The 2,206-nt window shown below is 41.3% G+C and carries 1 protein-coding gene; it reads left to right on the forward strand.

Going from position 1 to position 2,206, the window contains the following annotated elements; all coding sequences use genetic code 11:
* The first annotated feature begins 509 nt into the window (after positions 1 to 509).
* Positions 510 to 2,171 (forward strand): group II intron reverse transcriptase/maturase, encoded by a 1,662-nt coding sequence (gene ltrA, locus QZ938_RS32940; protein ID WP_293365694.1) that lies wholly within the window; start codon positions 510 to 512, stop codon positions 2,169 to 2,171.
* Positions 2,172 to 2,206: the final 35 nt, after the last annotated feature.

Consider the following 2,206-nt stretch of genomic DNA (forward strand, 5'->3'; position numbering starts at 1 on the left):
TAGAGCCTTTACGCCGCCTTGGGTGCAAGCCCTAAAAGATAGTAAAGGTAACTTCAGTTGAGTGTGAGTGCGTCAAACTCAAATTTGACAAGTCTTACCCGCTAGGAATGGCGTGATGCCAAAACTGCCCACATGGATAGAGAACAAACTCTAAAAATGAAGCTGGGGACAGAACGAGAATAACAAACCTGAGATGGGAGCAACTCGTATAGGTAAGTAGTCAAGGTTAAACATTAGTTGAACTCTCGGAAAAAGCGTCTGAGCGTGAACGACCGAAATCAAGGTCGAACAACGACACAACATAACACTTCAAGTGTGAAAATACCCGCATTATTTTGAACTGGATAAATGCAATTCTGGGAAATCGTGGGCGAAATGAGAGAACCTAAAACTACAAAATAACTCAACTGAGGAACGAATAAAACGACTCTTTCAACCTTCAATTGTAGAAGATTAACTTCTCAAAGTGTGGACTCCTTAAATAAGGGTTAGCGGGTAGAGTTGGTAAGATGTACTCAAAAATTCAAGAAATCAGGACTCTTGGACAACTGGGTACGGTTTACATAGAAAATGTTCATTCAGGCGTAGAGAATGTTATGGCAACGGAGTTAAATCCAGTTGATAAATGGAAATCAATTCCTTGGCGCAAGCTGCGGAAAATTGTGTTTCGCCTACAAGTGAGAATATTCAAGGCTCAAAAGAACGGTAATGTGTTCCTAGTGCGTAAGCTTCAGAAACTTTTATTAAGCTCCAGAGCAGCGAAATTGCTTGCTATTCGGCAAGTGACACAGTTAAATACTGGACGGAAAACCGCAGGGGTGGACGGAAAGAAAGCCCTCGAACCCTCACAAAGACTGGCACTATTTGAAGTGTTAGTTAAGAACTGGAAGCAATGGAAACATCAGCCTCTAAAGCGAGTGTACATACCCAAAGTAGACGGAACTAAAAGAGGACTAGGAATCCCGACCATTAGCGACAGAGCATATCAATGTCTCATCAAATATGCCTTGGAACCCGCAGCAGAAGCTACGTTCAACGCTCATTCTTATGGGTTTAGACCTAGCCGAAGCTGCCATGATATCCAGAGACAATTATTCAATAATCTAAACTCTAGCAGTAATGGGTTAGAAAAAAGAATTTTGGAATTGGATATTGAAAAATGTTTCGACAAGATTGACCACAAATTCTTAATGCAATCAGTCCAACTACCAAAGGCAGCAAAACAAGGGGTATTTAGGGCAATAAAAGCTGGAGTCAGAGGAGAATTTCCTTCATCAGAATCCGGTACGCCCCAAGGGGGAGTTTTCAGCCCATTACTAGCAAATATAGTCCTTCACGGATTAGAGAACGTTGGTCATGAGGTCAGATTAAAAATCAGAAATGGTGGCAGATACATAGACACTATTACTGGATTTCGTTATGCGGATGACGTTGTGTTTATTCTGAAACCAGAAGACGACCCTGAACCCCTCCGAGGACACATTGATAAATTCTTGGAAACAAGAGGATTAAAAGTTAAAGAAGCCAAAACAAAAGTCGTACATAGTACAGATGGTTTCGACTTCCTTGGGTGGAACTTCTCAGTTAAACCCAATGGTAAATTCATTTCAACACCAAGTCAAAAAGCTACAATTAGCATTAAGGCAAAAGTTAAAGAAGTGATAAAAGATAGTCGTTTCACTCTCGAACATCGAATCAACAAGTGTGGTTCGATGGTAAGAGGGTGGAGAAATTACCATAGATTCTGCGATCTGAGTCAACACAACCTGTGGTCACTGCGCTATTGGTTATGGAAATTCATTCGGAAACAAGGAAGATACAACCGTTATCAAACCAATAAGGTTATAAAAAGAGCAATTCCTGCGGTTAGTTGGTCAGCCTGCAAGTTTGTTATTGTCAAGGGAGATAAATCACCCTATGATGGCGATTTTGTTTACTGGTCAAAACGAGAGAATGCTCACTACGATGGGATAACGGCACGACTTCTCAAGAAACAGAATCACAAATGTACACAATGTAATCTATCGTTCATGTCAGGTGATATTGCAGAATTACACCATATCGACGGCAACCATGACAATTGGAAACCTATAAATTTGGAAGTTCTACATCGTGAATGTCACCAGCATCAGACCGTTCATGGTCAGGTGAGAGTCCGAACAGCGGGTTAAACCCGACTTATTAGGTGTCAGACTAGGAGCCGGAT

Origin of the sequence: Microcoleus sp. CAWBG27 (assembly GCF_020883145.1) — a bacterium.
Classification (GTDB): domain Bacteria; phylum Cyanobacteriota; class Cyanobacteriia; order Cyanobacteriales; family Microcoleaceae; genus Microcoleus.

Coding starts and splice junctions, on each gene's coding strand:
- ltrA (WP_293365694.1), top strand. CDS start 510: ATGTACTCAAAAATTCAAGAAATCAGGACTCTTGGACAACTGGGTACG.